Source organism: Lewinellaceae bacterium, from assembly GCA_020636135.1.
GTDB lineage: Bacteria > Bacteroidota > Bacteroidia > Chitinophagales > Saprospiraceae > JAGQXC01.
Window position 1 is genome coordinate 471,287 of sequence record JACJYK010000001.1, and the last position, 6,214, is coordinate 477,500.

At 41.7% G+C, this 6,214-nt stretch carries 6 protein-coding genes; 4 read left to right on the top strand and 2 right to left on the bottom strand.

The window, feature by feature from the left end; genetic code table 11:
* Nucleotides 1-3: 3 nt before the first annotated feature.
* Complete coding sequence (gene serC / locus H6570_01885; GenBank protein ID MCB9318006.1) at nt 4-1,068, bottom strand: 3-phosphoserine/phosphohydroxythreonine transaminase; 1,065 nt, start codon at nt 1,066-1,068, stop codon at nt 4-6.
* A 262-nt stretch (nt 1,069-1,330) separates the two neighbouring features.
* On the opposite strand from serC, the gene H6570_01890 reads away from it, so the two are divergent.
* The 4 genes from H6570_01890 to H6570_01905 all read left to right on the top strand — a co-directional run bounded on the left by H6570_01890 (nt 1,331) and on the right by H6570_01905 (nt 4,050).
* Complete coding sequence (locus H6570_01890; GenBank protein ID MCB9318007.1) at nt 1,331-1,669, top strand: hypothetical protein; 339 nt, start codon at nt 1,331-1,333, stop codon at nt 1,667-1,669.
* Between the two features lie 35 nt (nt 1,670-1,704).
* Nucleotides 1,705-2,121, top strand: coding sequence for a hypothetical protein (locus H6570_01895; protein ID MCB9318008.1), 417 nt, complete (start codon nt 1,705-1,707; stop codon nt 2,119-2,121).
* A gap of 17 nt (nt 2,122-2,138) precedes the next feature.
* Nucleotides 2,139-2,636, top strand: coding sequence for a hypothetical protein (locus H6570_01900; GenBank protein ID MCB9318009.1), 498 nt, complete (start codon nt 2,139-2,141; stop codon nt 2,634-2,636).
* Nucleotides 2,637-2,793: 157 nt separating this feature from the next.
* Nucleotides 2,794-4,050 carry a hypothetical protein gene (locus H6570_01905; GenBank protein ID MCB9318010.1) on the top strand — a complete coding sequence of 419 codons (1,257 nt, stop codon included), beginning with the start codon at nt 2,794-2,796 and terminating at the stop codon, nt 4,048-4,050.
* On the opposite strand, the gene H6570_01910 is transcribed toward H6570_01905, so the two are convergent.
* A complete protein-coding gene (locus tag H6570_01910) occupies nt 4,051-5,688 on the bottom strand; it encodes a response regulator (GenBank protein MCB9318011.1) in 1,638 nt (545 codons plus the stop codon).
* Between the last annotated feature and the right edge of the window lie 526 nt (nt 5,689-6,214).

A 6,214-nucleotide genomic window follows, 5' to 3' on the forward strand; every position in this document is an offset into this window, starting at 1 on the left:
GGATCATTTACCTGAAAATTCCTGCATGGCGTCGATCAATACCTGTACACTTTCCACGGGCATTGCATTGTATATGGATGCCCGGAAACCTCCCACAGATCGATGTCCTTTGATTCCACTGATCCCTTTGGATTTACAGAGTTGAAGGAACGCTTCTTCTTTGGAAGAGTCCTTGAGCAGAAAAGTCACATTCATCAGAGACCGGTCTTCTTTCCTCGCAGTCCCAATGAACAAAGGATTGCGATCAATTTCATCATACAATAATGCTGCCTTACGCTCATTCATCATTTTGATTGCAGACAGGCCACCTTGTTCCTTTATCCAGCGAAGTGTCAACATGGAAACATAGATCGGAAACACGGGAGGTGTATTGTAGAGGCTTTCGCCTTCTACATGGGTTTGATAGTTCAGCATCGTAGGTAATTCCCTTCCGGTCCGGTTGAGGATTTCCTTTTTGATGATCACGACGGTCACCCCTGCCGGTCCCAGGTTTTTTTGTGCACCTGCATAAACAACGTCAAAGCGGTTGATGTCGATCGGCTCACTCAAAAAATCAGAGGACATGTCCGCTACCAGAGGAATATCCGTGGCAGGTAGTTGGTGATATTGGGTCCCAAAAATGGTATTGTTCGTTGTGATGTGCAGATAGCGTGCTTCGGCCGGAATTTCATAATTAACCGGAATGTGTGAATAGTTTTCCGGTTTTGAGGTTGCAACTACTTTGATGGTACCAAATGCCTTAGCTTCCTTAATTGCTTTCGAGGACCAGGATCCGGTATCGGCATAAGCTGCTACTTCGTCGTTGGCAAGTATGTTCATGGGTACCATGAAGAATTGTGTCGATGCTCCTCCGCTGAGAAATAGGACGGCATAGGTGTCGGGAATTTGATACAGTTCCCGGATGGAAGTTTCCGTTTCTTCGATAATGGCCGTGAAATCTTTACTGCGGTGGGAAATTTCAAGAATTGACAACCCAGAATTGTTCAGGTTGAGCACTCCCTGTGCAGCTTGCTCCATAACAGATTGTGGTAAAATAGCAGGTCCGGCACTAAAATTATGAATTTTCATCATATGAGATTCGGTTTTGGAAAGGCAAAAGTAATCAAATCCTGATTGTCCTGCTTCATCTTGTTGCAAGGTTCTTTTTGACCTTCTGGCCTCCCTTCGGGCCAAATTGGAGCATTTCTTACCTGTTTTTTTGATAGATGCGACAAATCTGAAAGGGTGTGCGACCAGATGGAAAGCCACGGTGCCAGATCCACACTAGGTTTGCAATATGCTTTTTAATAAAGCTTCAATCAATTCTTAAATTATTATAATTCAATGTATTATGAAATCATCAATCCTATTTGTTACACTAATAAGCCTTTGTGCTTTCACCTATTCCCCAAATCAAAAGGGACTGGCACAAGTTCGCAAAGTAGATGGCCTTGATATTTACATTTACAGCGAACCACTCGCGGATTTTGAAGAAGTATTTCAAATCACAGGTTTTTGGAACTGGGGAGAAGTCCTGGACGACCGTGCAACCCTGGAAAATGTTGTTAACACCATGGTGCGTAACACCAAGAAGAAAAATCGAAAAGCTTATGATGGTGGTGATCCAAAAGCCGAAGCGATCGTGATTTATAATAATGACCGCGCGATAGGAATCCGCTATATCGACTAAACAATCCAACAGTTAACATGCAAAATCAATCCAACATGAAAATCTTTTCATATCTATTAATAGCTCTATCCCTGATCATCATCTCGTGTAAAAAAGACAAGGTTAAGTCTTCTTCAATCGACGAATTCCGGCTATGCCAATTGGTCAACTCGGAAAAGCGATGCGACGATAACGAGAGTTCATTTGCCACTACAACTCCGCAGATCTATGCTGCGGTGACTGTCAATGATGGTAAGGACGATGATTACCTCACGTTTACCTGGACCTATGCCTCGGATCAATATGAGATCGATGAACTCACGGTTCGACTTGGGGATCTTGGAAGCGGTAAATCCATACAGGTGGCTGGTTCCTTATCGCGACCGAATGCCGGATGGCCATCGGGATCTTACGAAGTGAAAGCAGCACTGACAGGCGGCGTATCGGTAACACGAACATTTACTATTCAATAGTTCTAATACAATGCTTTATGAAATCAAGATATCTCAATAGCACAGGCACAATTATCCTGTTGATCCTTCTGGGAGCATTCTGTTCCTGTCAGGTAGGGGTACACAAAGATTTGGTAACCGGGTTGAAATACAACTATCATGGCCTTGGAGTAGAAGACATCGTGTTAACCAAAGACGGTGAGACCTACCGTGACAATCAGTTTCCGGCAGGCAGTACAGTGGTTATGAATTTTCTCGGAGTGAGCGGGTTTGAAAAGCGAGAAGGCAAAGTCTTTCCCGGATTGTCCGTTCTGGTGAAAGATGAGGCAGGAGCAGTTGTTTTACAGGCGGAGGACTTATTTAGTGAATACAGTGTGGCCGGACTTGATGCCACCCAGGCAAACGAACTTTCTTCTAATCTGACCATTGGCGATCCGATGCAACAAGGAGCACATTATTCCTGGCATATCACCATCTGGGACAAGCAGAACGATGGATTGATTGAAGCCAACATGGATTTTGCGGTCCAACCATAATCACGCAAATACCTGTTTGTCGACGATGGCCTGAGCCTCCTCTCCATTGGGTTAGGAGGCTCTTTAATAAAATTACCATATGGAATCGAAACAACCCAATGATAAAGATTTGCGAATCCAGGAATGGCTGGAAAAACTCCAATATCAAAGCTGGCAATTGGAATTACTTATATCCGGATTTTCCATTGCATTATTGCTTCGGATGTATGATCCTTTAAAAAACTTTCTGGATGACGTTTTGCTTTATGCGCCGGTCAACCCGGTTCTAAATGTCTTCTTTAATTTCATCAGTTTATTTGGCACTACAGCATGGTTCTTTTTGACAGTGAATTTAATTTTACTCGTCGTGATCAGAGGCCTCTGGATCGGAACAATTGGTTTGAGGACACTCTCATCCAAAATTAACCTGGAAAAGATGCATTTCTCTGAGGCATTTGGACAAAAACTCCAAAATAAACTACCTTCCTACGATCATTATGTCGAACAATTAGACCAGATTTGCAGCATTATTTTTGCATTTACTTTTTTGACCATACTCATTTTATTTTCATTTGGGCTTACACTTTTGGTCTTTATGACTGTAAAAGAGCTCTTTCACTATGTTTCCAATTTACTTGGATGGGATCAATTGTATGCTTTTTTACGATCTTTATGGATAATTTTTTTCTCACTCGGTGGTTTTCTGTACGCTCTGGATTTTTTCACACTTGGTTGGGTAAAAAAACGTGGATTCCTGTTTCGATTTTATTATCCAATTTATACTTTTTTTAGTCTGATAACAGCAGCTAAAGTTTACCGACCGCTCTATTATAATCTGATTGGAACACGGGGAGGAAGGATGGTTGCGTTTGCTATTTTTCCATATTTTATATTTATTTATTTTACAGTTAATGTGGACGTCTTTAAGCAACGCTATTTTTCATACCAGCTAAACGGAGGATTTCTAGCCGTACAATATTATGAAGATGAACGCACAGAAAATAAAAGGGCTGTCTCGGCTTCAATACCTTCAAGGATTGTCAGTCAACATCTAATGCCATTGTTTATCCGATATGAGCCCAAACAAGATGATCCTGCCATCGCTCTGAAATGTCCGGATTTAGTCCATGGAAGTTTGTCCCTTTTTCCGGTTTGGGCACCTGAAGAAGCTCAACAGACTGCAGAGAGGAAATTGGAATGTTTGTCCGGCCTGGTGGAATTATATATTAATGATTCTATGATTGTCAGTCCGACCTTTCATTTTTACGAGCACCCACAAACGAAAGATCCCGGCTTAACGGTTCTGCTTGATCTGGATATGTTGCCACGTGGAGAACACCGTTTGAAGGTAAATAAATATCATTTAATGGGAGAAGCAGAAGAGGTCCGCCTGATTTCGACTCCGGTGGCCCAAATACCATTTTGGATACCCTGATTATCGCAATTCTGTAGGTGGATGTCCGAAGAATTTTTTAAAACTATCGGAAAAATGAGAAAGAGATTTGTAACCCACCTGGAAAGCAATTTCCGAAATAGTTCCCGATTTATTTATGAGCATTTCTTTCGCCTTGTTGAGCCGGTAGGTGCGAATTAATTCGCTGGGACTAAGATCGGTGATGTCTTTTAATTTTCGGTGAAGCTGACTTCTGCTCATGTTGATGGTGTCGCTTAATTGATCCACACCAAAATGTTCATCATCAAGATGGGTATTGATGGCCTGCATAACCCTGCTTAGGAACTCCTTGTCCATTGACGGTAACTCCGGACCGGTTGAATCAAGTACGGAGGAGTTACGGAATTTATCCCGGAGTAATTTGCGGATAGTAAGTATATTCTGAATTCGGACTAATAACTCCTGGTGTGAAAATGGCTTGGTCATGTAGTCATCAGCACCGAATTCCAAACCAGCGATCCGATCCTTGTCAGATGCCTTTGCAGTCAGCAAAATAAATGGAATGTGATTTGTACGTTCATCCCTCCGGATATGTTGTAACAAGGTATATCCATCCATCTCTGGCATCATGACGTCACTGATGATTAAATTGGGTGTATTCTGCACAGCCTTTGCTAACCCTTCTTTTCCATTTTGGGCAATCTGGAACCGGTAATTGGGTGACAGAATTTCTCCAATGAAATATTGCAGGTCAGGATTGTCTTCGACAACAAGGATCAATGGCTTGTCAATGTCTTCAATCGCTGAGAAATAATTTACCGGGGAAATAGAGGAAGTATCACTATCGATAGCATTCAATTCAGTTGACAACTGTTCAATTTCAGCTATTTCGTCCGGTGCAAAAGCATTTTTATTTATTGGAAATGATACCTTAAATTCTGTAAAGTCGCCGGAAATGCTTTGCGCTTCAATGATTCCATGGTGTAATTCAACACATTCTTTAACCAGCGCTAGACCAATTCCTGTACTTAGTTTGGTGCTTACTTCCACCTGATAAAAACGGTCAAATATGCGATGTATGCTCTCCGGAGGAATTCCTTGCCCGTTATCTTTTATTCGAATGGAGGCGTGATCATCTTCATAGGTTAAAGATAGTTGTATGTCTCCGCCATCAGATGTAAACTTAAAAGCGTTGGAAACTAAATTGTTTATTATTTTTTCAATTTTGTCACCATCAAACCAGCTTTCATTTTGTTTGGCAGCGATTTGGATTTCGTAATTAATCTTACGGTTGTGGGCGAGCGATTCGAATGCGAAGGCAAGGCGTCTTACAAAAGTGGATAGGTCTCCGGGGCTTGCTTGCAAATGCATTTGTTTTTTCTCAAGCTTCGATAAATCCAATAGCTGATTTACCAGATTTAGTAAGCGCTCCCCATTTCGTCTAATGATGTCGAAATATCTTTCAGGCTTTGTGACCGTATTATTTTGTAATTGCTCCAACGGTGCCAACATCAGAGTGATCGGTGTTCTGAATTCATGACTTATGTTTGCAAAGAAGTTCGATTTTATATTGTCCAGTTCCCTAAGTTTTGTTTTTTCTGCTATTTCCATTTGTAAGGCATGATCTGCCTCCCTTTGCTTGCGTAGTTGACGATTTCGTAAATAGGCGATGGTGCCCATGGCTGTGAGCAGTAGCGTTACGGCAATCAGAAGGGTGTTTTTTTGCCTGTTTTTTTGTTTTTCCAGCTCCAGCTCATTTTCAGCAAGTTTCTGGTCTTTTTGGGCAGTTTGGTATTTCGTTTCTGATTCGGCCAGCTCCTTTGCATGGGAATCGTTGAAGATGGTGTCCTTTAAGTCACTAAATTTTTTATAATACTGGAGTGCTAGTTCCGGCGGTCTTTTTCTTCATACAGGTCCGCCATGTTTTCGTAGGTGTCTTTAAGGTAGGTTATATGATTAATTTCTTGTAGCCAGGTTGATGGCTTTGTCGTACCATACTGAGGCTTCATCCATTCGCCCTAAGTGTCCGGTAGCACTTCCCATATTAATGAATCGGAGATAAGACCTGGTTTAAAATTGTTTTCAGGTGAGCTAAAATGGAAATTGCATTTTGAATATAAGGTATGGCGACCTGATATTCCCCTTTCTGACCAAGTCTAGATCCGATATTCATGCTGGTATGTCCAATTCCGTTCTGATGATTGTA